This is a genomic window from Halosolutus halophilus, from assembly GCF_022869805.1.
GTDB classification, from domain to species: Archaea; Halobacteriota; Halobacteria; order Halobacteriales; family Natrialbaceae; genus Halosolutus; species Halosolutus halophilus.
Genome location: NZ_CP094974.1, coordinates 3,095,326 through 3,117,099 on the forward strand (window position 1 = coordinate 3,095,326; position 21,774 = coordinate 3,117,099).

Below are 21,774 nucleotides of genomic sequence, written 5' to 3' on the forward strand. Positions count from 1 at the left end.
CCCAGCGCCCATCGCGTTTCGGATCGATCAGGGACTCCGCTTCCGCGTCATTCCCCGTCAAGGGCCCCTCTCCCGACCTCCGCAGTGCGCCGCTCGGGCGCGTTCGAATCGGAGGGCACGCGGCGGTGGTCTGTAAGTAGCACATTATTATGGGACAGTCAGTGCTCCGGGCTGGTACGTGATGGCTTTCGCGCGTTCCGTACACCGACACCTGCGGCGACTCACCGAACGCGCGGTCGGTGCGCCGGACTCGACGTACGACTGTATCGCACCCTGTCTGGGCAGCGACGCACCGCGGGATTCTGCGGTCATCGCCGCCCGCGATCGGGCCCGCCAGGAGTTCACGCACCGTCTTCAGCCCGGGAGCGGCACACGGTGTCTGAGCCTACTTCTCGGCGGGCTTGGGTTGGCGTCGATCGGGATTCTCTCCTCGGGCTGGGTGGGGCAGAGTACGGGGATGGATACCGAAGTGGTCGTCATCCTGGCCGGGATCCTGATCGTCCTGAGCCTCCTCGCGTTCGCGCTCGGCCTGGCCGCGAAACGGAAATTCGTCGTCGCCGACGGAGGCGCGACCGTGACACCAGCGTTCCCGACCGGAGACACCCCGGAGAGCGCCCAGATCGCGGTGGTACAGGACGCAACCGGCGACTGGACGTGGTCCGTCCTGCATCTGGAGACCCGCGCGGAAAGCACGGACCGGGCCACGACGCGAGCGGCGGCAACGGAGCAGATCGAGCGGTTGCAGGCCACGATCGGCTCTGCCGGCCTGCTGGAGGTGTCCGAGTCGGCGTTCCGGCTGGCCGCCGATCGTGACGGGGCCTGGCGGTGGACGCTGGTACGCGCCGACGGCAGTCGCGTCAGCGCCGCCACCCGCGAGTTCGACGGCCGCGACGACGCCGAGACCGCGGTGAGTTTCCTGAAAGAGCACGGGCCCGACGCCGATCTGATCGACGTCGAGGGCGGCGCGTTCACGCTCGCCGAGCACCGCGAGCGGTGGCACTGGCAGCTGGTCGACGACGAGCGAACCCCGCTCGCCGAGAGCGAAACCGGCTACGCGGGCCAGGAGGAAGCCGACGCTGCCGCCGAGACGTTCGCGGACCGGTTCGCCCAGGCGGAGGTGCTCGACGTCGACCACGTCGGTGTCGAACTGCACGAGCGGGGTGACGGCTGGGCGTGGCGGATCGTCGACGACGCGGACACCGTCGTCGCCGACTCGATCGGCACGTTCGACACCCGCCGGGATGCCGAGAGCGCCGCGAACGCCGTGCTTCCGGCGCTGGAATCGGTTGCGGTCATCGTCTCCGGCGAGCCGACCTTCGAGCGGTACCGGTCCGGCGGGGAGTGGCACTGGCGGCTCGTCGACGAGACCGATCACGTCATCGCCCGATCGGCTGCCGGGACGCCGGAGCGCGGCGGCACGGACCGGGCCATCGAGCGGTTCGGGGAGACCGCCCGCGACGCGGCGGTCGTCGAAATCGAGGCCGCGGAGTACGAGGTCTACCCCGCGTCCGAGACCGCCGAGGACCGGACCGCACCGGCGGCTGGGACCGACAGTCGATCCGCGGCCGTCGCGGACGGTGCGGGCACGCCGGTCCCCGAAACGGCCGCGGAGACGACCGACGCCGAGTCGGGCTGGCACTGGCGACTCGTGACCGACGACCGCGAGGTCGTCGCCGCGAGTTCCGACCCCTACGCCGACGCCGAGTCGGCCAGCGCGGCGATCGAGCGGGTTCGCGAGCAGGCCCGCGACGCCGAGTTCATCGAGTTCGAGAACGCGGCGTTTCGCGTCTACGAGAGCGACGCCGGCGAGTGGCGCTGGCGGCTGCTCGACGAGGACGGGACCGTACTCGCCGACAGCGGCGCGGAACACGCCTCGCGAGGCGACGCCGCGGAGGCGATGCTGACGCTAAAAGAGCAGGCCCCCGACGCGGACGTACTGGAGATCGAGACCGCGGCGTTCGAACTGTTCGTCACCGCGGACGACGAGTGGGGCTGGCGGCTGATCGACGGCACCGGTCGACTCGTCGCCAAGGATCCAGCCACGCATCCGACCCGGGAGGCCGCCCGCGGCGCGATGATCCGTCTGCTCGACCATCTCGAGTCGGACGTTCGCACGATGGACCGACCGATTTTCCAGGTCTCTGGAGCCGACGACTGGCACTGGCGATTCGTCCTCCCGACGGGCGAAACCGTCGCGGTCGCCGCCACCACCGATCCGACCCGGGACGCCCTCGTCGAGAACCTGTCGGCCGTCCGCGAGACCGCGGCCACTGCCGGCGACGCGTCGATCGACGACGTCGCGATCCAGCTCTACGACAGCGGCGACTGGCACTGGCGGCTGCTCGACCGCGACCGCGAGGAACTCGCCGACGGAACGGGATCGTATCCCGATCGCGAGGCGGCGCTGGAGGCGGTCGAGACGCTCACGTCCCACGCCGACGAGGCACCGATCTTCACGATCGAGGACGCGGCGATCCGTCTCGACGACGGCGACGGGTGGAGCTGGGACCTCGTCGATCGCGACCGCGAGGTGATCGCCAGTGCGGCCACCGCCGTCGACACCAAGAGGGAACTCGTGGCGGACATCGCCGACGTCCGTCGGCTCGCACCGCTGGCCGAACCGGTGGAGTTCGGTGTCGCGTCGTTCGACCTCGTTGCGACCGAGGACGATCGCTGGCGGTGGCAACTTCGCGACGAAGACGGACGGGTCGTCGCGATCGGCTCGGATCGCTACGACTCGAAGGAGACCGCTCGCGACGCGGTCTCGGAGGTCCGTCGGCTGATCGACCGGGCGAGCGTCCTCGCGATCGACAGCGCCGCCTTCGAACTGCACGCGGACGACGACGAGTGGGTGTGGCGGCTGGTCGACGAATACGACTCGACGATGGTCGAGAGCACGCAGACCTACGCGACGCGCACTGCTGCTCGGGAGGCGATCGCCGATCTGAAAGCCCACGTGCCCGACGGCGAGATCACGGTCGACGAGTGATCGCGACGCCGACCGCAGCGAGGATTCCGGACGCGATCAGCGCACGGTAGCTGGATCCCGCGTCGCGGTCCGGTACCGCACTCTGGCGGTACGGTATCCGACACGACTCGCCAGCGGTTCTCACGCTCGTTCGCGTGGGTTCGTGGCGAGAAGAGATGTGACACTGGCCATCGATCGAAGTCGCGCGTCCCCCGGACCAGGATCAGAACCAGGACCCAGACCAGAACCAGAAGCGACGGGCCTCACTCCGTCTGAACGGTAACGGGTTCCGCCAACCGCTCTTCGGCCCGATCGCGGTCCTCCGGGTACCCGACGTCGATCCGCCAGCCGTCCATCCGGATCGCGTCGATCGTCCGGCCCGACTGGATGAGCAGATCGATCGCATCCGGGAGTTCGTACTCGCCGCGATCGGACGGCTGGACGAGGTGACAGGCGTGGAAGATGGCTGGTGTGAAGGTGTAGAAGCCAGTCATGACGAGATTGGTGGGGGGATCGTCGGGTTTCTCCATCACCTCGACGATCTCTCCGTACTCGTTAGTGTCGCAGACGCCGTAGCGGGAGGCCTCCTCGTAGGGCACTTCCTCGACGAGGAACGCGGCGTCGGCGCGCTCTTCCCGCTGACGGTTGATCACGTCGCCGAGGTTCGCACGGAAGACGTTGTCCCCGAGCATGAGCATGAAGTCGTCGTCGATGTGGGGTTCGGCCTGGAGGATCGCGTGTGCGAGGCCGAGTTGCTCGCGCTGGTGGGCGTAGGTGATCGGGACGCCCGCGTACTCGTCGCCGTAGCGCTCGATGATCCGTTCTTTCTGGTAGCCCACGACGACGACGAACTCTGTCGCACCGATCTCGATGAGGTTGTCGAAGACGTCCTCTATGAGGGGTTTCTCGTCGACTTCGACGAGGACCTTCGGCTTGTCTTCGGTGAGCGGCCGGAGGCGGGTTCCCTTTCCGGCTGCTAAAACGACTGCTTGCATGTGCCGAATTGTTCTGATGGGGTGATATATACTTTGTGAGCGGACGCGTCGTTCCAGCCGCCGGCGAACGAGTGACGGGCAGCTAAGTCGGCGATTCGCGGCACTATTCGTAGAAGAACGGCGTCTCCACGCCAGTGAGGGTTCGTTGTCGGCGCGAGTATCCGTCTATTGGTGCCACTGGCCCCGTTCGTCTTTGTTGGCATCCCTTGGACAGTGATCGCACGACGAGCGTCTCACTGAAGTTACTGTGCAAGCATCGGGAGACCTACGGACAGGTTCCGGGCGACTGTGCACCGGAAACGCAGTGAGATTGCGAGCAAAGTCAGTATATACGTGGGAATTCCTTGAATGGGATTTTCTTTGAGTGGAATTATCGATATCCGAGGTCACGAAGGTGTTCTTTGATATCCGTCCCGGTGGTCGAATTGACCTCGATATCGGGTTCGCGCGTGTGTTCATTGCGTGCTGTCGTCTCTACCCAAGGGACTTTCCGGACGACCGGATGCGGGAACCCTTCGGGGTGGCCGTAGGCTTTCCACTCGCCGAACGCTTCGCCATGATCGGAGGTGATAACGACCTTCTCGGCGTCGATGTTCTCTAGAAGTTCCGCTACGTCGTCGAGCACCCATCGGAGCGTTTCCACGTACGCCTCGTACACCTCGTCGGTGGACCCGCGGCCTTCCTCGAGGATTTCGTAGCCACGGTCCTCGAGATCGGTGGCTTCCCGCCCCTCGCGGTACGCGGTGCCGACGTACGGGAGGTGTGGCTGAGTGTAGTGCGCGATAATACGGTTGGCGTCGCCGTTTCGCCCGACCTCGATGGCGTGATCAGTCATCGGTCCGGGGAGCACCGATCCGTACGTTTCGTCGTGGTTCGTCTCCCACACCTCTATGTGAGAGTTGAGTGCGGATTCATCGACCGTCGACCACGACGAGAAATCGACAGGGATCGTGTTGTTTGCTGGTGGGTATCTCCCACGCTTCAGCACGGCACCACTAAAGCCGTTCCCTGAGATGTATGTCGTATTTCCGATCTCGTCGCGCCACGATTCCGTGAACGTGTTCGCCATCCACTCGGCGGACTGGCTGCCGACCGACCAGACGCTGTTCACTTCCTCAATGAAGTCGTATTCGTCGGCCACCTCACGGAGCGCGTCCACACGGCACGCGTCGAGGATGATCAGGAGGTCCCAGTCTGACCTGTAGACGTTTTTTCCGAACGGCCAGCGAGACGTTACGGCGTACCAGATGGTGAGATAGAGCGTGAATACGACGTAGAGGAGCGCACGTTTCGGGCGCTCGCGGATGTGCTCACGCATCTCCGAGAGCCATGCACCGAGATTGGTCTCCATCACATCCCCGTAGCCAACACCCAAATAAGTAGACGATGATATTCCTCTCGACAGTTGACTTAAAGGTATCCCAGCTCTTCGAGTTTCGACTCGACGGCGGCGTCAACGTCCGCTGTCTTCCCATCGGCTCTCATGTCTCCGATATCCCTCGTGAACAGTCCGGTGGCGTCCGCCGGGATGAGGTCCGGGTCGCCCTTGTGTTCTAGGACGTATTCGCCACCGTTACGTTCGTAGTGGCGCGCCACACCGAGCGAATTCCAGACGTACTTTGACGCGCCGTCGTCGAGGTATACGCATCGGGACATGCGGTTCCAGTAGTCAAAGTCCTCATGGTCACTCGGAGGATGTGCGACGCCGAGGCCGGCGACTTCTGCGGTGAGTGGCTGGCGTTTCTCGAACTCGGTCTCAGTAGCGATTGCCGTGACGAGGTTCCCGAGGTCCAAGTGGGATATCGGCTTGGATTCGTCCACGGAGAGGTCAGCATTGATGACGGTGAGCGGCACGTGCAGAAGTGTTTCCGCCATGTCCGGCGTAACGTGACCGAATCGCCGCCCACCGGTTTCATCATCGAGTTGTTCGCCGTGGTCGGCCGTGACGACAACAGCCGTGTCGTCGTCGACCCGCTTGCAGAACTCGGCGACCCGTCGAGTAGTGTACTCCACGGCAGCAGCGTAGAGGTCTCGATAGGAAGCGATGTCTTCCTCGTGTTCGTCGAACGTGCCGTCCATGTTCATCGCCAACGCATCGATGTCCGGACTGCGGTTGCGGTGTTCCTTCGCAATCAGCGACTGATCGTAGCCGCGGACGTTCGTCAGCGGCCCGTGGGCGTCCATAATGTTCACGAACACGAACATCGGCTGCTCTGACTCGTCCAGTACGCGGCGTGTACGCGACAGGATTCGCTTGCAGCCGTCGTCGAAGGGCTTCACCACTGGGAGTTTCTGGAACAGGTTCTCCGTCTGGGATGCGACCCCATTTGCTAAGCTTTTCACGGGGTGGTCGTGTTGAACACACAACTTGAGAAATTCAATGTAGCGAGTCCAGTCCTCGGTCGAAGACTTGTGCCAGAACTTCGATGGCGACAGGCCCTCGGTGTAAGGCATCGAGGATTCGACGTGATAAAAGTCGTCGAAGAGTTTGTCGAAACCGAATACCGGGCTCGCGTATGGGTTCGCGCTCACGCCGACGAACCGGAAGCCCTCGAGATCCGAGAGGAACGTGTCCTCGCGATCGAGATCGCTGAACGCCGGCGTGGCGGAGTGGAACCCGTGTTCGTGGGGTAAGACGCCCGTGAACATACTCGCGTGGCTCGGAACGCTCCACGTACTCGCTGTCCGGCACTCTTCGAAGGAGTGGGACGCAATTGCCTGTAAGTCGTCGGCATGTCGCTCGAAGTGGTCGTAGCGGACAGTGTCAAGACAGAGTAGAACAACGTTCCGAGTCATTGGATGAGGTCTTCGTGATGAATGTTAAGAATATATCGGTACGTGGATGCCGGCCTCCGGAACGCTGACTCGTCGGCTCACGTTCTCTAAATCAGGGTTCTGTGAAGCCTGTAGCACCGAGCTCACGAACCAAGATCAATGAGTTAGGACTTCAGAATCACTCCCGTGGAGGCCTTGGCGGCCGGCATGCCGCTTGTTGGTGTTGAAGAGTGGATGACTCAGTACTAGATCGTGGATGAGATGAATGGCTACACCTTCGAACGCGACGAAACTGGCTCGACCATTCAAGATACAGTTCGTCGATTCGAGGCGGGCAGACTGGACTGGGATGCCGGAGATCGCGGCCTTCGGGACCGGTTCTCCGTGCAGGCGTTCCACGATCGCATGGACGGGGCAGTCCAACGCCGAATCGAAAACGCGGACGCGACTCCCGACTGATACTCGGAGTCCAGAGGTACGTCGAAAATTCACGTCGAGAGTACGCCGAAAACTACCGCGCTCCGGGAATCACCGAAGGAACTGCTTGGCGAACGTCAAAAATCGCCCGTTCCTGTCGATGCCGAACAACGCGATGACGAACATTGCATACGAGATGGGTCTGAATGGATAGCGGAGGATGGCGAGTCCGAGGTGCTTCAATGCCTGCCAGCGGTCGCCGTTCGACTCGTAGTCCCGTCCGATAACGTGGTGGTGGTACGAGAAGATGCGGCTACGGGTGATGAAGCCGAAGTCCGACGCTCGTTCCTTGACCTTTTCGAAGACAGCGAGATCTCCTTCAATTCTGCTATCGAAGTCCTTCGAGATGCTGTCCGGTTGTTCGTGCTTATCAACGAGGATTTCGTCCACGTAATCGACCTCGTAGTGCTCTGTGATGCGAATCCAGAGGTCGTAGTCTTGTCGACTCGGCAGCGACGGGTCAAACCCGCCGACGTCCTCTATGACGTCCCTCCGAACCATCACCGTGGAGGTCGGATGCACTCGGTCACGTTCTAGTTCCTGCACGTAAATGTCGCCGGACGCCTCGGGGTACCGGACCCACTCGCTGCCGTCCGTTTCATATTGTACGAACCCCGTATAGACGAGTCCGAGGTCGTCGTCACCGCGTTCAAACATGTCGAGTTGCTCCTCAATTTTCGTGGGTTCCCAGGTGTCGTCAGCGTCGAGAAATGCAATATAGTCCCCGTGTGCGGCTTTGATACCGGTGTTCCTTGCTTCGGCTGCACCACGGTTATGTTCGTGTTCGACCAGTCGAACCCAGTCGCCGAGTCCGTCAATAACTCGAGTTAGGTCAACCTCTGACGCGTCGTCCACAACGACTACTTCCAGATTTTCAGTAGTCTGTTCACGGACACCCTCGAGTGCCTCTGTCAAGAGTTCAGGTTGATTGTACACAGGTATGACGACGCTTATCATCTGATAGTATCGATTTGTTCAAGCACCCGTGTAGATTCTTTGGATGATCGCTGCCTGTTTGGTGGAGAGGACTGAATTGTCCAGTATCAAATTCGAGTCCAGTCGTCAGCGTTTTCCAAGCAATTATTTTGATTAGCAATAACAAATGAGATTCACAATGGATAATGCACCAGATATTCTCTGGCTGAGTTTGGAGAGCGTTCGTGCCGATCATACACCCATGTATGGCTACAAACGCGATACGACACCATCTCTTGACCGATTTGCGAGCCAGCCGGCCACTACGGTGTTTGACAATGGAATCGCACAGTCTCTTTGGACTCCAGCCTCTTCCGCCTCAATGCTGACCGGGACGTACCTTTCTACCCACCGCGTCGGGCAGGACGGACGTGCAGAAAAAAAACTTCCCGCAGCTATCGACACGCTCCCAGAACTACTCAGTGATATAGGTTACGAGACTGCACTATTTTCTCCGAATCCGTACGTTAGTGAAGCAACGGGACTTGACAGAGGATTTGACCATACCACATCTGTAAAGGCTGTCCCGGAAAGCTATTCACCGTTCCAGTCAGATGCGAGAATCTATTGGTCGGAAGGGCTGCGCAGAATTCTACGGTCCAGAAAACCGAACATTGTACGTATCAAGCACGAATTGAAGACCACAGAGAACGAGGTGCTTGAACACCACGCGAAACGGTGGCTAAATTCGACGGGTGCAAACGCTGATCAATTTTTCGCGTATATGCACATCCCCGGCCCGCACCACCCATACTTCCCGAACACCGACTACTTGAACTGCTTCACCGACGAGATCTCGTTCTCTGCAGAAGAAGCGTACAACCTCGTGGAAGACATCTACTACGGAGGTTCGGTAGCGATTAAACGGAGGATGGCTGAAGGGCTTGACTTGTCCGCCAACGAGTGGGAGGCGATTGAGGCTATGTATGACGCGACACTCCGACACATGGACGACACCGTTGATGCCCTAATTTCGAAGGCGCGGTCCGTCTCGGACTCCCTCGTAGTCGTCGTCGTCGGTGATCACGGCGAACTTTTCGGAGAACACGGCCTCATTGGCCACAATTTGATTCTACATGACAATCTGATTGAGGTTCCAATGCTCATTTCGGGGATACCAGACGCTACCACAGACGAAACTACTTTGACACAGCAAATTGATCTAACATACACTCTAGGTGAAATTACTGGTGTAACGACTGATCAATTTGAGGGACAAGATATCCGTAATACTGGTCGAAAGTATGCAATCAGTCAACGAGGGCGGGCGAATCTAACCTCATATACACAATATAACAATTCTTTCGACACCGAACGCTTTTTCAAAGATCCGTACACTGTAGTTCGAAGTGAAGAGTACAAATTGGCCTCTAACCAGAATCGAACCGAACTCTATCGACTTCCAGACGAAGATACAGACGTTAAGAAACACTGTGACGATGTGATGGCGGAGCTAAGATCTGTCATTGACCGAGAGGCGATTGAATGGACAGTCGGAGAGCAAAAGCGAGAATCGCACTTCGGCGATTCGCAACTTGAACAGCTGAAAGATCTGGGGTACTTGTCCTAAGGCACACCCAACTCCAATGTGCTTTCCACTGCTGAACTCCAGTCTGATGGTGAAATCGATTTTAATCACCGGTGGCACAGGATTCGTTAGAAGTCACGATGCTATGTTTTATGATAATCTCGGAATCAGTCGCATAGCTCTCGTTGAGCAGGTCTGCGAGCATCTTTAGACAAGAAAATTAATGACCTGCTTACTTCTTAAACTGACTCAACCAGACAGTGCTGATGATCCCAGGATTGCTCATATTGACTATCTATTAGTGAATGAAAACATAAGTGAAATTGCCCGGTCGCGGGTGCTCGCTACGCCGCGGAGCATTCGCGAGTGATCCTCATCGGCGTGAGCGTGGTAGATCGGACCCCGGAATAGACTCAACCGATAAAATAAACACCTTCCGTTAGCACCCTTCCTTTATGAATATCAACCGACGCACTATTTCTGCTGTTGTAGGGTTCATAATTCTGTTAGGGGGGGTTCGAACGGCCCTCAGACTCCTGATATCTGGTCCATCAACGCTTTTCATCGATTTTGGTGTGTACTACCAAGCAGCTGAATACGCTCTTGACGGACAGTCGCTGTATACCGCAGATTATTCCAGTATCCCGAATACTGGAAGTCGATGGCTCTATCTACCGATCTACACCATCCTGTTCATTCCGTTCACTGTGTTTCCGTATCCGGTTGCGACAATCCTCTGGGCCACAGCCACCGCACTTATTCTCGTTGTTTCAGTAGCCCACCTCTCAAATCAGCTGTTTCCATCTCTCACCACGCCGGAAACAGTTGTTCTCGGTGTTGCTGTACTCACATTCCCGCCGATTCTCTCTGCACTCTTTTTAGGACAGGTGACTCCCATGATTACTGCTGCGTTGTGTCTCTACGCTGGTTCTCTCGTAACAGATCGCGAAAACAACCTTATTCCCGGTGGGACTGCTACACTGGTGGCGATAACCAAACCAACCTACCTCCCAGTTGGTACCCCACTTCTCCGGTCGCCAAGACGACTTCTCGGTGCACTCGTTGTCGGGTCAGTCACTCTCATCGCTGGAGTGTCCATTTTCGGGCTTGACCAACACATCGTCTATCTCGAAGTCCTGCAAGACGGAAAGGGATGGGGGACCGAGTCTCATCTCTCACCGAATGAATGGCGAGTGACGACGTATATGCCCTGGTACTATCTTTACCCTCATCATCTGTTCGCGAACGCCGCAGTTATCCTAACGACGCTCCTCGCAACCTTCCTAACATGGGCGCAGCGGGATCGGGAAACTGAATTATATGTACTCGCTCTCGGGCTTTTCACAGTTCCGTTAGCAACGCCATCACCGGGCATTTTGGACCTCTCGATAGCGGTCCCGGGTATACTTGTCTTGACGGCTCTCGAAAATCAACGATCGGGTGGGCAACCGATTATCCCGGTTGGTGCTGCGGCGCTGATTGCCACTCATCCATTTCTGGTAGAGTTTTTAGCTGGCGATGTCACGAGGGGTCTGCCCGTCGTAGGGGCGATCGCAGAGGTATTACTTCCAGCACTTCCAGCACTATCACCCGCTTTATGGGCATCTTTGATCCTCTTTGCACTCCCACTTTGGCGGTTACTCAGCCAGACGACTCGCGTACCGACTGACCAGACCCACCATCTGTCTCCTTAAACACGCCATGTAAACAGCGATTCTGCAACGTAATTAAGTACCATCCCCACGCCAATTCCGATCAAATTTGCAACTGTCGGCCAGAGATCGACAGTACCCACCGTTAGCGATATTTCGACTAGGCTCGTCAGTACAAAAAGCACAGCAAATGCGACAAATAGCCCACCGATACGGACGATATGGGACTTCCCCCATCGGCGAAGGGTAGCAAGGTATCCATTGGTCCCGTGGGTTGCGAATGTCCACCGATCGTTGACCACAAACATCGTCGAAATTGACGTCTCGGAACCCGCTGCTTTCGCGATGAGCGGCCCGACACCGAATAATGTGGTCAAAATCGCGACGATGATCGTCTCAATAACCGCACCAACAACCCCAACAGAAACGAACTGCCCAATCCGAGTTGTCTGAGCGAGCGCGTCAATTTTCGACTCAGTCGCCATCGCTTCCGATCCCCATGAGGTCTGATTCATCTGTTGAATCCACATCCCGATACCGCGGACTTGTCGCGATCGCATCGGTTCGGCGCTTCACATCGATCAAGGCGCTTCCCAATTCAACCGAGGTCGTTAGTGGATTCACTGTCGATTCTGGATGGTCTTCCCACGTGACCGGCACCTCCGCAATTTTGTATCCGAGCGACCCTGCAACAGATACAAACTCAAGGTCCCACGCAAAGCCAGGTTCATAGCAGTGATGGGCGATTGACGACCATGCATCGGCTGTCACTGCTTTCGCACCGCACTGATAGTCCTGGCACTGGGTAGGTAGCATATATTGGGCTCCGAGAGCGAAAACGTCGCCGAGGAACCGACGGAGGACTGTCTGGTGGGTGATGATATTCGACGATGGGTGTCGTCGAGATCCAATACTTACATCGGCCTCGCCAGTTGTAATCGGCTGAATGATGCCGGCGAGCGAGGATGCAGGGACCGACCCGTCAGCATCTGCAAAGAGACAGATATCTGTACCAAGGGCGTCGAAGCCGGCCATAATCGCGGCGCCTTTACCACGTCGTTGTTTAGAAACTCCGATTTCAACACCCATCTCAGAAAGCTGATCGATGTGTTCTTGAGTAGGGACGTCAATTTCGATTCGGACGACTGTAGGAGAAATTTCCGACTCTATGTGTTCAATATACGTTTTGAGAGTCGGGATATCCGGCTGATATGCAGGAATAACGACTCCAATATAATCAGTCATCGTTCAGATCACCTATTGCATCTATATTTGAAGACAAATACTAAAGTATAACTGAACAAAGGAGTGCCTTGGCGTAGGGGTAGCCAAACGCTTCTGACCACTGGCCAGTGGAGCTACTCTCAAGGCTCGTACCTGCCACAGGTTCGGCTTACTCGCGGTTTTTCACGACGGTGTATTCGTCGGCTTCATCGAGTTCGATCTGCGTCCAGATCCCTCATTAATTGCGATTTCATATATTTTGTCGGAAGGCAGGCGAATGTTCATATCCCAATTATTACGGAGATTCCGCGGCCAGCAGTGGCACACTGACGGGGAGATTCTCTGCGACGGTGGTCCGAAATTCCCGGGAGAGCGCTAACAAGACGGCGAAGTAGACTGCTGTGCCGACACCGACGAGCACCACTACGACTGGCAGCGCATCTCCGACGAGGAGTCGAAGTCCGTACACGACGGCCGCCATCACCCCTGCAGCAGCCCACTGTTTCCCGATTTCGCTTAGTGGGACGACGACGTTCATGACGTTCGACGCGTAATGGTAGCCGAGCGTTAGTCCGAGCGCAGCAGAGGCCGTGGTCGCTGCCGCTGCCCCGTACCAGCCGAACTGCCATGTGAGGAGTACATTCAAAACCAGATTCGCCGCGACGAACACTGCATTGATACGGAACGTAAGATCAGGGCGGTCGATCGCGTCGAGTGTATTAAGAAACTGTCCTTGATAACCGTACAACAACCGCGCGAACGTCAGCACGAGGAGAATGTAGTATCCGGTTTGGAACCCCTGTCCGTAAATCCGTAACACGATGTCGCCGACGACCGCACCGCCGACGAGACCGGGAATGATGAACAGCCCGGAATAGGTGAGGCTTGCACGAAGGAGTCCTGTGATTTCACCACTAACGCCAGCCTCGGAGGAGAGTTTGCTGATCTCGGGGAACAGCGTTCGCCGGATAGAGGAGCCAAAGATAGCAAACAACGAAGCGAGGTTCCAGGCAATCTCGTAGACCGCGATGAGGCTATTCGACACGAACACCGCGAGTACGAGTGTGTCCATCGATAGAAATGTTCGTCCTTTGATAGAAGTGAGCCACGAAAACTGCGCGTAGGATTTGAGCATAGCGAAGTCCCGTCTTGACGGGTGCGATGGTCTGACCGAGACGAAGTACGCTCCGATGAGTAAGCCGACGACTGCACCGACGACATAGCCCGTTAGTGCTCCAGCAATTCCAAATCCGGAGAGCACGAGGGAGACTTGAACGAGGCTTCGACTCGTCCACTCGATCGGGGTGAGAATGCTCGAAACGTGTACGAGGTGTTGGCCGTCGAGGATGGTCTGGACGAAGTTCGCCGCCAGTCGCACCGCAAGAAGTACGATGAGAAACGACGTCGCTTCGAATCCGATGAACTCGTTCAATTGTGGGCGAAAGAGCCAGAGACAGACGGCGACGACTGTGTAGAGCCCGAACTGTGCGATCGCGCCAGCCACGATGTAGTTTCCATCTGTCGTTTCGCTGACCCGTTTTTTCACGGCCGGGCCCAGTCCGAGGTCGCCAGCGATCGCAACCCATGCTAGGACCGAAAGAACCACCACGTACGTTCCGTATCGCTCTTGGCCGAGCGTACGAGTGAGAACGATTGTCGCGACGAATCCCGAAAACGACATCGCGAGCTGTGACAGGAAGTTCACCATCGACGTGCGGCCGTATTTCATACGTATTCACGCGGGATTCGCGGGTGCGAACTGGTTCCCACTGCCGACGTATCAATACCTCGTTTCTCGATTCCCCGATTAAAGCTATCATTACTCCTCTCTCACAACCCATCCTAATGCACGACCAACGCGTTCTCGTCACGGAAGACGCGACATTTATTGGATTGAACCCCGCAAACCACCTCGCAATAGATAACGAAGTGATTACGATCGACGAAACCCACCTCAATACGCTCGTGAATCTCGGTGAGGGTGGTGACTTCGTCGAAACATCACTGGTCGAAGACGGTCTCCTACCGACGTCGACATTCGTCGGCAGCTCATCATCGACGCTACCTTCGTAAAATTCAATATCGACCGAAAGGTGCTCGGGTGTCCCGAGAGAGCAGTCGGCAAGGGCGATTACCTCGTTCTCGTTTGCGAGGTGGTCCGCGAAGTCGATCCAAGGAACCCCGCACCACAGGCCACGAAAATGCGTTGATTGAGTATACGTCTCGAAGTTTCCTCGGAGGTAATGTAGTTTATAGTCCCGATTTGAGATAGTAGGGCTCTCAAGTCGTGAACGATATGGATCTGGAATCGAGAGCCATGAGAGATGACGGACGAATCCGGGGATCGATCAAGTGATTCCCCCTCGAACTTCGCTATCGCTCACTGGGGAGAGCACGCGAATGGTGGCGGGGATCGACTCGCATGGGAACTTGCCCGCGTATTCGACGATTCCGCGTTCTACGTGGGATGGGGTAACGAATCGATCGAGCCGGACGATATAAACGCAGAACAGTTCATCAACGGGACGATGATGAACCGCGCGCTGGAATACGGCGGGCTTCCACGGAAGCTAGCCCATTTACTTGGATGGCAGATAGCGTCTCCGCTTCGAGATTATGACGTGCTACTCACCAGCGGCAATGAACCGCTATTTTATATGGCTCCTGACGAGCAGACATGGATCGCCTACATTCACCACACGAACCGGCGCCAATCAGATCAGATCACCGAGGTTGAATCGAAGCGACTCAAAAGAATCCGATTGCTCATCCACTACGCAATTCGTGTCGCCTTCGACCATAATACACACAAACCGGATCTCTTCGTCGTGAATTCTGAACTCGTAAAGCGACGGGTAGTCCGATACTGGGGCGTTCCCGAGGCGAAAATCCGTGTCGTGTACCCGCCCGTCAATACACACGTCTACACCCCGAATGATGCTCCAACGAAAGACTACTACGTGACACTCTCGCGCCTCGACTGGCACAAAGATATCGACGGTATCGTCAAGACGTTCAATGAACTGGACGAGCGATTGCTCATTGCTGGTGATGGTCCTGAGCGAGAACGGTTAGAGGGACTCGCTCGGGACAACATCGAGTTCCTCGGATTTGTCGATGAAGACGAGAAACGTCGCCTTCTTTCTGGTGCGAAGGCATTCGTGTTCAATGGTCGAGACGAGGATTTCGGTATCGCACCCGTCGAAGCATTAGCGGCGGGAACGCCGTTGCTGGGCGTTGACGAAGGAATGACGCAATATCAGGTTATCCAAGGAAAAAACGGATACAAACACACACGTTCGGATTCCTCTGGTCCATCATTGGAAGACACTGTTCATCGGTTCGAAACAGAGGGCGTGCAGTGGTCGGAGACGGAAATCACATCGTTCGCCGAACGATTTTCGGTAGACGAGTTCCACGAAGGTATCCGAGAAGTCGTTGCTGAAGCTATTTCACGGGCAGATACCACACCAAGGTGGTACAACGAGTATAATTCGTCGTGATCTCCGGACTCCGTTTAGAAAACATGGACTGGTTTGCAGCAGAGGAGCGCATATACTACCAATAGTATGCCGTGCATTTTATCGCGGCCGAGCGGCGTCAAGACCCCGACCTTGAGATACGCGATCGCCTCACCTTCGGTGCGTTCTCGAGAATCCTTACTGCCGTTCGCGGGCTCGGCTACTACCGCGAATACCTCGAGTCGATACGATCTGCCGACGACGATTCGCCAGGAAGAATACCGCAACTCGAGTCCGACGACTGACTCACGCGGCCGTCGGCTCTTCGCTCGGTTCGTCCCGAACGAGCGCGTCGTCCGACTGGACCAACCCGTACAGGTACCCGAAGCCGACCGCGGCAGTGAAAACGAAGATGGTCACCAGCTGTTTGACCTTCGGCACCGACGGTCGCCGGACGAACTCTTTCAGTCGCATCGGGACGAACTCGAGCATGAGCTGTTTCAGGTACTCGTTCTTGTCGCCTTTCGCCTCCGGCAGGAGCAGATCCATAATTCGCTTCGAGTAGCCCTGCCAGAACGATCGAAACACCAGCCACCGGAAGTCCCCGCGATAGTCGAACAGCTTGTGATTCACGACGGCCTCCTTGTTGTAGATCACGCCCTGCCCGTACTCGTTGGCCATCCGGATACAGACGGGCGCCTCGTGGGCCTGGATGTGCCGATCGCCCTTCCGGCCCGTGTTCTCGTCGTACCCGCCCACGCCGAGAAAGACGTCCCGCCGGAACGAGATATTGGAGCCGTACGTATTCCGCAACTCTTCCATGTGCTCGCCCATCCCGCGTTCGTCGCAGCCGACGAGCCAGTAGAACTCTTCGGGGAAGAAATCCGGTTTCTCGGTCACCCAGTCAGGTTTCGCGTGGCCGCCGACTGCGATCGCGTCGGTCTCGTCGTACACGCGAGCGAGTTCGTCCACCCAGTCGGGTTCCGCAACGGCGTCGTCGTCGATGAACGCCACGACCTCCCCGGTCGCGATTTCGGCTCCGCGGGTCCGACTGTACGAAATCCCCTGATTCTCGTCGTTGCAGCGGAGAACGACGTCCTCGAGATCGCCGTAGTCGTCGCGAACGCGATCGAAGACGTCCTCGTTCCCGTCGACGACGATAACGACTTCCAGCGGCTCGTAGGTCTGGTCGAGAACGCTATCGACACACTCGGAGAAGACGTCGTAGCGGTCCATCGCGTACGTACAGATGACGACGGAGACCTTCATCGCCGAGTGATTGTAGGGAATACTGAATAAGCTTTTTCGTTCAATCGATCACGACTTATTCGAGGGAGTCGACGTCAGCTACGTGAGACAGATCAGCGCGGACGATCGGTTTGGGGCCCGGATATCAACCCACCACGAGTATATAAAAAGACTTATTCTTGGGTTCGGTCTGGTGCAATTCAATGAGTACCGACACTGAACGCGTCGAGGAAGGAGCCGAGACGTCCATCCTCGAAACGTGGCGGGACTGGTATCATCTCCCCGTAATCGGGGTCGTGATGCTGTTCATGTTCTGGGCGCGGACACAATCTTACAGCGAGTTCGTCACCGACGACGGGACGCCCGCCCTCGCGGGCGTCGACTCGTGGTACCACTGGCGCACGATCCAGTGGACGGCCGAGAACTATCCGCACACGATGCCGTACGAGGTATGGACCGGATTCCCGACTGGCACCTACGTCGGTCAGTTCGGGACGCTGTTCGATCAACTGATCGTCACCCTGGCGATGATCGTCGGCCTCGGAGATCCGTCGGCCGAGACGCTCTACGCGGTCTCCCTGCTCGCCATTCCGATCATGGCCGCGCTCGTCGCCATCCCCGTCTTCTACGCGGGCCGGCGACTCGGCGGCACGATCGGCGGCATCGTCTCCGTGATCGTGCTCGCGCTCGCACCCGGTCAGTTCTTCGTCCGATCGACGGTCGGCCAACTCGACCACCACGTCGGCGAAGTCCTGTTCATGGCGATCGCGGTCGTCGCGATGATGGCCGCGCTTCGCGTGGCGGAGGAGGAGAAACCGATCTACGAACTCGTCGTCGACAGGGACTGGGACGCCCTCCGCGCTCCGGCCCTGTACAGCGGCCTCGCCGGACTCGCGCTCGGCCTGTACATCTGGGTCTGGCCGTCGGCGGTCGTACTCGTCGGCATATTCGGCGTCTTCTTCGCCGTCCAGCTCTGTCTCGACTACCTCCGCGGCGTCTCCCCGGATCACGTCGCCTTCGTCGGCGCCGTGAGCCTCGGCGTCACGACCATCGTGACGACAGTGCTGTTCGAGCGGGCGAGCATGGGAACGACGAGTTTCGGCTACCTCCAACCGCTTTTCGCCCTGCTCGTGGCTGTCGGCTGTGTCTTCATGGCCTGGCTCGCCCGCCAGTGGAACGATCGCGGCCTCGAGCGACGGTACTATCCCGCCGCCATCGCGGGTCTCATCGCCGCGACGTTCCTGGTGATGTGGCTCGCCCTCCCCGGGCTATTCGACACGATCGTGGGTAACGCGACGCGGCGCATGCTACCGTTCGGAAACGCGGCCACTGACCTCACCATTCAGGAGGCACAGCCGCCGGACAACTTCCTCTCGGAGTACGCGGTAAGCGAGTTCGGCACGGCCTTCTACACGATGCTCATCGGGCTCGCATTGCTCGTCGCTCGGCCGTTCCTCGGCCGCGAGTTCCGCGCGGAGTACACGCTCGTCCTCGTCTGGTCGCTGTTCCTGATCAGCATGACCGCGACCCAGATCCGCTTCGCGTACTACCTCGTGCTCGCGGTGGCCGTCGTCAACGCCGTGTTCGTCGCGGACGTCGTTCGGATCTTCAACCTGGACGTCCAGGGCGGCGTCCGGAGGCTCCGGCAGATCGAGACCTACCAGGTCATCGTCCTGTTCATGATCGTCCTGCTGCTGTTCGCACCGTTGCTCCCACCGCTCGCCAGCGCCACCGTAATGGAGCGTGGCGACGGCGTGGGACCACACGGCGACGCCATGGTCTGGGAGGAGTCGAACCACTGGCTCGAGGAGAACACCCCCGAGCCGGGGAACTACGGCGACGCCGAAAACGCCGACAAGCTCGACTACTACGGCACCTACGATCCCGCGAACGGTGACTACGACTACCCCGAGGGAACCTACGGCGTGATGTCGTGGTGGGACTACGGCCACCTGATAACGACCCAGGGCGAACGGATCCCCCACTCGAACCCGTTCCAGCAGAACGCCCGCTCCTCGTCGGCGTACCTCACCGCCCAGTCCGAGGAACGCGGCGAACTGATTCTCGACGCGATCGCCACCGGCGCCAACGTCAACGAGCAATCCAACGATGAACTCGAATCGATCGTCGCCGAGTCCGACCAGAGCGACGAAGAGATCCGCTACGTGATGATCGACGACCAGATGGTCGGGGGCAAGTTCAGCGCGATCACCCGGTGGACCGGCCCCGACCGGAGCCACTACGTGACGCCCGACGGCTACGAGGAGGGCGATACGATCCCGGTGTCGGCGCTCCGGAACGCGTCCACCGACGCGCCGTACCACGACACGATGCAGTCCCGGCTGTACTTCGACGACGCCAGCGGGATGGAACACTACCGGCTCGTCCACGAGAACGACGAGTACGTGATGGCGTTCACGAGTTACGCGATCGTCAACACCCAGACCGGCAACGTCCTGACGGAGGACCTCGGGACCGTGATCGATCGCATGGTCCAGCAGCAAGGAGAGGGCGAGGTAGATGCCCCGTCCGACACCGCGTGGGAACCCCAGATCTACATGAACCAGCGGGGAGGTCCACAGCGGATCCAGCAACAGTACAGCGTCCTCCAGCAGATCCCACAGCTCCAACTCCAGATCTTCGACGTGCGTCAGGGGGCCGCAATTAAGACCTACGAACGCGTCGAGGGTGCCACGCTCACTGGAACCGTCGAGGACGAGCACCTCCGGGACGGGAACGCGACCGTCACCGCGTCGGTCCAGGTCGAACCCGGAACCAAGCTGGACGCGTTCACCTACGAGCAGACGGCGACGGTCCAGGAGGACGGGAGCTTCGAACTGACCGTCCCGTACGCGACCGACGACGAACTCGGCGTCGAGGACGGCTACACGAACAGCAGCGTCGAGACGCTCGGCGCGTACAACGTCTCCGTCGTGGGCCCACACCCGGACCGGAACGCGACCGGGGTGCAGTACGAGGGACAGACGGAGGTCCCCGAGACGGCAGTGGTCGACGGTGAGACGATCGACGTCGACGTAGAGAGCGTCGAGTTCGAGGAGGTCGACCCCGGCAACGAAACCGATACCGGAAACGAGACCGACGCCGGCACCGGCACCGGCGACGAGGGAACCGCGGGCAACGAGACGGGGGATAACGAGACGGCGGGCAACGAGACGACCGAGGCGATCGCACCGATCGCTGCCGAACCCGCGTTCTGACCCGCGTTTTCCGTTTCCCGCTTCCATTTCCCGCTCTCCGTTTCCCGCTTCGTGTTTCCCCTTCCCGTTTTCCGCCTCCTGTTTCCCGGTTCCGGGCCTGACGACAGCTTCGCGGGCTGACTCACGACCCCGTCGACTGGGCTTCGATCACCGACGCGGGGTTCCGGCCGATCGGGTCCGCGATCGGACTCGCTGGGAGTCGGTCACACGGTAGTCCGAAAGTAAGAAAGCTTTTACCGGCATTCGGAATACCCACGAGCGATGCGGGAACTTCTCGCCGTCTACCTCAAGGGTTTCTCGATGGGGTCCGCGGACGTCGTCCCGGGCGTCTCCGGGGCGACGATCGCGCTCATCGTCGGCATCTACGATCGACTGATCGCCGCGGTCACGGCGATCGATCCCCGTGCGTTCGAGCCGGTCCTTCGCGTCCACGATTCGGAGGGCCGGGCGGAGTTGCTCGCTGCAATCGACCGGATGGACCTGCCGTTCCTGCTCGTGCTGGGACTGGGTATCGCGACGGCGATCGTGGTGCTCTCGCAGCTCATGCACGAGGCGGTGACGGTGTATCCGGTCCCGACGTACGGCTTCTTCTTCGGGCTGATCGCCGCGTCCGCGATCGTCCTCTACGGCCAGGTCGGGACCTGGACCGTCCCGCGAGTGGCCGTCTCGATCGCCGGCATCGCGATCGCGGCGGCCGTGACGGGCGTTACGGCGGGCGATGCGCCCCACGGGGTACCGATGATCTTTCTCGCCGGCGCGATCGCGATCTGTGCGATGGTGCTGCCGGGCGTCTCGGGTTCGTTCTTCCTACTGGTGCTCGGCCAGTACGAGTACATGATCGGGACGCTCAGCCGGTTCGTCGACGGGATCGTCGGCCTGGCAAACGGGGGCTCGCTGGCACCGGTGGTAGAGGCCGGGACGATCGTCGTGATCTTCGGCGTCGGGGCCGCGATCGGCCTGTTCACGATGGCCCACGCGGTCAGTCGCGCGCTCGATCGGTTCCGGGCCGCGACGCTCGCCTTCCTCGTGAGCCTGATGGTCGGCGCGCTTCGGCTTCCCGTCGCGAAAGTGTACGGCGCACTCGGCGACGGGACGACGAACTCGCCGGCGATCGCAGTGCTCGCCGCGCTCGTCGGGGCCGTCGCCGTGCTGGTCGTCGATCGGTACACGGACGATCTGGAGTACTAGAACCACCCGTAGCTCGTCCGGATACCGCGTAACATTCGGATAGAATCTCGTCGGGAACGGGATTC

16 protein-coding genes are annotated in these 21,774 nt (G+C 59.1%); 8 read left to right on the forward strand and 8 right to left on the reverse strand.

What is annotated here, in order from left to right; translation table 11 throughout:
- Positions 1-181 precede the first annotated feature (181 nt).
- The gene (locus MUG98_RS15200; protein ID WP_265108288.1) at positions 182-2,989 is read left to right on the forward strand and encodes a YegP family protein; all 2,808 of its coding nucleotides are present in this window, start codon (positions 182-184) and stop codon (positions 2,987-2,989) included.
- 242 nt (positions 2,990-3,231) lie between these two features.
- Here MUG98_RS15200 and aglF read toward each other — a convergent pair whose 3' ends face one another.
- The 3 genes from aglF to MUG98_RS15215 form a co-directional block, all read right to left on the reverse strand.
- Positions 3,232-3,963 carry a UTP--glucose-1-phosphate uridylyltransferase AglF gene (gene aglF, locus MUG98_RS15205; protein WP_265108289.1) on the reverse strand — a complete coding sequence of 244 codons (732 nt, stop codon included), beginning with the start codon at positions 3,961-3,963 and terminating at the stop codon, positions 3,232-3,234.
- Between the two features lie 370 nt (positions 3,964-4,333).
- Complete coding sequence (locus MUG98_RS15210; RefSeq protein WP_265108290.1) at positions 4,334-5,314, reverse strand: hypothetical protein; 981 nt, start codon at positions 5,312-5,314, stop codon at positions 4,334-4,336.
- Between the two features lie 59 nt (positions 5,315-5,373).
- On the reverse strand, positions 5,374-6,759 hold the full coding sequence (locus MUG98_RS15215) for a sulfatase-like hydrolase/transferase (protein ID WP_265108291.1): 1,386 nt from the start codon (positions 6,757-6,759) through the stop codon (positions 5,374-5,376).
- A gap of 240 nt (positions 6,760-6,999) precedes the next feature.
- Here MUG98_RS15215 and MUG98_RS15220 point away from each other — a divergent pair, with 240 nt between their 5' ends.
- Positions 7,000-7,197 carry a hypothetical protein gene (locus tag MUG98_RS15220; RefSeq protein WP_265108292.1) on the forward strand — a complete coding sequence of 66 codons (198 nt, stop codon included), beginning with the start codon at positions 7,000-7,002 and terminating at the stop codon, positions 7,195-7,197.
- 69 nt (positions 7,198-7,266) lie between these two features.
- Here MUG98_RS15220 and MUG98_RS15225 read toward each other — a convergent pair whose 3' ends face one another.
- Complete coding sequence (locus MUG98_RS15225; protein WP_265108293.1) at positions 7,267-8,172, reverse strand: glycosyltransferase family 2 protein; 906 nt, start codon at positions 8,170-8,172, stop codon at positions 7,267-7,269.
- Between the two features lie 157 nt (positions 8,173-8,329).
- Here MUG98_RS15225 and MUG98_RS15230 point away from each other — a divergent pair, with 157 nt between their 5' ends.
- Positions 8,330-9,760: a sulfatase-like hydrolase/transferase gene (locus tag MUG98_RS15230; protein WP_265108294.1), complete on the forward strand. Its 1,431-nt coding sequence runs from the start codon at positions 8,330-8,332 to the stop codon at positions 9,758-9,760.
- A gap of 413 nt (positions 9,761-10,173) precedes the next feature.
- The gene (locus MUG98_RS15235) at positions 10,174-11,412 is read left to right on the forward strand and encodes a glycosyltransferase family 87 protein (protein ID WP_265108295.1); all 1,239 of its coding nucleotides are present in this window, start codon (positions 10,174-10,176) and stop codon (positions 11,410-11,412) included.
- Here MUG98_RS15235 and MUG98_RS15240 read toward each other — a convergent pair.
- The 3 genes from MUG98_RS15240 to MUG98_RS15250 all read right to left on the reverse strand — a co-directional run bounded on the left by MUG98_RS15240 (position 11,409) and on the right by MUG98_RS15250 (position 14,302).
- Complete coding sequence (locus MUG98_RS15240) at positions 11,409-11,855, reverse strand: GtrA family protein (RefSeq protein ID WP_265108296.1); 447 nt, start codon at positions 11,853-11,855, stop codon at positions 11,409-11,411. The two genes, MUG98_RS15235 and MUG98_RS15240, sit on opposite strands and share 4 nt — an antisense overlap.
- On the reverse strand, positions 11,845-12,615 hold the full coding sequence (locus MUG98_RS15245; RefSeq protein WP_265108297.1) for a glycosyltransferase: 771 nt from the start codon (positions 12,613-12,615) through the stop codon (positions 11,845-11,847). The genes MUG98_RS15240 and MUG98_RS15245 overlap by 11 nt, the downstream gene beginning before the upstream one ends.
- A gap of 274 nt (positions 12,616-12,889) precedes the next feature.
- Positions 12,890-14,302, reverse strand: coding sequence for an oligosaccharide flippase family protein (locus tag MUG98_RS15250; RefSeq protein WP_265112469.1), 1,413 nt, complete (start codon positions 14,300-14,302; stop codon positions 12,890-12,892).
- A 137-nt stretch (positions 14,303-14,439) separates the two neighbouring features.
- Here MUG98_RS15250 and MUG98_RS15255 point away from each other — a divergent pair, with 137 nt between their 5' ends.
- Complete coding sequence (locus MUG98_RS15255) at positions 14,440-14,667, forward strand: hypothetical protein (RefSeq protein ID WP_265108298.1); 228 nt, start codon at positions 14,440-14,442, stop codon at positions 14,665-14,667.
- A gap of 251 nt (positions 14,668-14,918) precedes the next feature.
- The gene (locus tag MUG98_RS15260) at positions 14,919-16,097 is read left to right on the forward strand and encodes a glycosyltransferase (RefSeq protein WP_265108299.1); all 1,179 of its coding nucleotides are present in this window, start codon (positions 14,919-14,921) and stop codon (positions 16,095-16,097) included.
- 264 nt (positions 16,098-16,361) lie between these two features.
- Here the strand turns inward: MUG98_RS15260 and aglG are convergent, their stop codons facing one another.
- Positions 16,362-17,324: a glucosyl-dolichyl phosphate glucuronosyltransferase gene (gene aglG / locus MUG98_RS15265; RefSeq protein WP_265108300.1), complete on the reverse strand. Its 963-nt coding sequence runs from the start codon at positions 17,322-17,324 to the stop codon at positions 16,362-16,364.
- A 182-nt stretch (positions 17,325-17,506) separates the two neighbouring features.
- Here aglG and MUG98_RS15270 point away from each other — a divergent pair, with 182 nt between their 5' ends.
- Both MUG98_RS15270 and MUG98_RS15275 read left to right on the forward strand, forming a co-directional pair.
- On the forward strand, positions 17,507-20,521 hold the full coding sequence (locus MUG98_RS15270) for an oligosaccharyl transferase, archaeosortase A system-associated (RefSeq protein ID WP_265108301.1): 3,015 nt from the start codon (positions 17,507-17,509) through the stop codon (positions 20,519-20,521).
- A gap of 261 nt (positions 20,522-20,782) precedes the next feature.
- Complete coding sequence (locus MUG98_RS15275) at positions 20,783-21,709, forward strand: DUF368 domain-containing protein (RefSeq protein WP_265108302.1); 927 nt, start codon at positions 20,783-20,785, stop codon at positions 21,707-21,709.
- Positions 21,710-21,774 lie beyond the last annotated feature (65 nt).

Excerpts from the sequence above, each read along its gene's own strand:
- MUG98_RS15260 (WP_265108299.1), top strand. The coding sequence starts at position 14,919 with ATGACGGACGAATCCGGGGATCGATCAAGTGATTCCCCCTCGAACTTC.
- MUG98_RS15220 (WP_265108292.1), top strand. The coding sequence starts at position 7,000 with ATGAATGGCTACACCTTCGAACGCGACGAAACTGGCTCGACCATTCAA.
- MUG98_RS15230 (WP_265108294.1), top strand. The coding sequence starts at position 8,330 with ATGGATAATGCACCAGATATTCTCTGGCTGAGTTTGGAGAGCGTTCGT.
- MUG98_RS15235 (WP_265108295.1), top strand. The coding sequence starts at position 10,174 with ATGAATATCAACCGACGCACTATTTCTGCTGTTGTAGGGTTCATAATT.
- aglG (WP_265108300.1), bottom strand. The coding sequence starts at position 17,324 with ATGAAGGTCTCCGTCGTCATCTGTACGTACGCGATGGACCGCTACGAC.
- MUG98_RS15250 (WP_265112469.1), bottom strand. The coding sequence starts at position 14,302 with ATGGTGAACTTCCTGTCACAGCTCGCGATGTCGTTTTCGGGATTCGTC.
- aglF (WP_265108289.1), bottom strand. The coding sequence starts at position 3,963 with ATGCAAGCAGTCGTTTTAGCAGCCGGAAAGGGAACCCGCCTCCGGCCG.
- MUG98_RS15275 (WP_265108302.1), top strand. The coding sequence starts at position 20,783 with ATGCGGGAACTTCTCGCCGTCTACCTCAAGGGTTTCTCGATGGGGTCC.
- MUG98_RS15200 (WP_265108288.1), top strand. The coding sequence starts at position 182 with ATGGCTTTCGCGCGTTCCGTACACCGACACCTGCGGCGACTCACCGAA.
- MUG98_RS15240 (WP_265108296.1), bottom strand. The coding sequence starts at position 11,855 with ATGGCGACTGAGTCGAAAATTGACGCGCTCGCTCAGACAACTCGGATT.
- MUG98_RS15245 (WP_265108297.1), bottom strand. The coding sequence starts at position 12,615 with ATGACTGATTATATTGGAGTCGTTATTCCTGCATATCAGCCGGATATC.
- MUG98_RS15210 (WP_265108290.1), bottom strand. The coding sequence starts at position 5,314 with ATGGAGACCAATCTCGGTGCATGGCTCTCGGAGATGCGTGAGCACATC.
- MUG98_RS15225 (WP_265108293.1), bottom strand. The coding sequence starts at position 8,172 with ATGATAAGCGTCGTCATACCTGTGTACAATCAACCTGAACTCTTGACA.
- MUG98_RS15255 (WP_265108298.1), top strand. The coding sequence starts at position 14,440 with ATGCACGACCAACGCGTTCTCGTCACGGAAGACGCGACATTTATTGGA.
- MUG98_RS15270 (WP_265108301.1), top strand. The coding sequence starts at position 17,507 with ATGAGTACCGACACTGAACGCGTCGAGGAAGGAGCCGAGACGTCCATC.
- MUG98_RS15215 (WP_265108291.1), bottom strand. The coding sequence starts at position 6,759 with ATGACTCGGAACGTTGTTCTACTCTGTCTTGACACTGTCCGCTACGAC.